The organism is Vibrio sp. D173a, assembly GCF_030248475.1.
On sequence record NZ_JAHGAH010000852.1, the window covers coordinates 1 to 758 of the forward strand.

General features: G+C 45.9%; 2 protein-coding genes. Both read right to left on the minus strand.

The features are described from left to right. Window positions 1-449, minus strand: a 449-nt coding sequence (locus tag KIV40_RS29795; protein WP_285352872.1) for a DUF6162 family protein, incomplete at its 3' end; no start/stop codon positions are given. 2 nt (window positions 450-451) lie between these two features. Then, window positions 452-739: a hypothetical protein gene (locus tag KIV40_RS29800; RefSeq protein WP_285352873.1), complete on the minus strand. Its 288-nt coding sequence runs from the start codon at window positions 737-739 to the stop codon at window positions 452-454. Window positions 740-758 lie beyond the last annotated feature (19 nt).

Consider the following 758-nt stretch of genomic DNA (forward strand, 5'->3'; position numbering starts at 1 on the left):
CCTTGTAAGTTGATCCAAATTTCTGGGGAAACAGAGTTCGCGTTCATTAAGAATGAGTCCGCAAAGCCCTTTTGATCTGGTGCGGAGAAGTAGAATCCTGCATCAAGCAACACCCAGTTGTGTTCGCCTTTTCTTTTCCAGCTCTGATCGCGTGTAAAAGGTGCAACCCACTCTTCCTCAAGTGAATCAACACTTGGCCATTGATTGGCGTTGTCTAGATAAAGGTCTCGGATCTCTTCGTGGGCGAGTCGAAGTTCCGCGAGCATCGCAAGATTTTCTTGCTCGACATCGGTAACGAGAATCTGATGCTCGTAAGCGGTAGTGACATGAATTTCAGCTTGATGATACGGGATAGCGAGGGTCGCAAAGCCAAGAATTGCTACGATGATGAGTGCAACCCATTTGCCCTCTCGGCCACCCGTATCCGCTCTAACGGATTGAATGATCATTTTTAGCTGATCTCAACAACATCAACCTCAACAGGGAATTCGTGCCCGGAGTCGAACACAATATAGAAATCTGATTGCGGCTTTTTAAATTCAGCAATAGAGCGCTTATCTGTCATTACTTTAGCAATCAGATTGTCTTCGTAATCATACATTTCGACTGAATAATCAATCGCTTTGCTGCCATCGGAGTAGCCTGCTTCACACGCAACCATATCGCTCTCAAACCAGCAGTTCATTAGCGGAAAATGGGCTTGTGCTGGTAACGCAAAAACACCCACACTCAGAGCCAAACATAGCTTAGCTAAACCT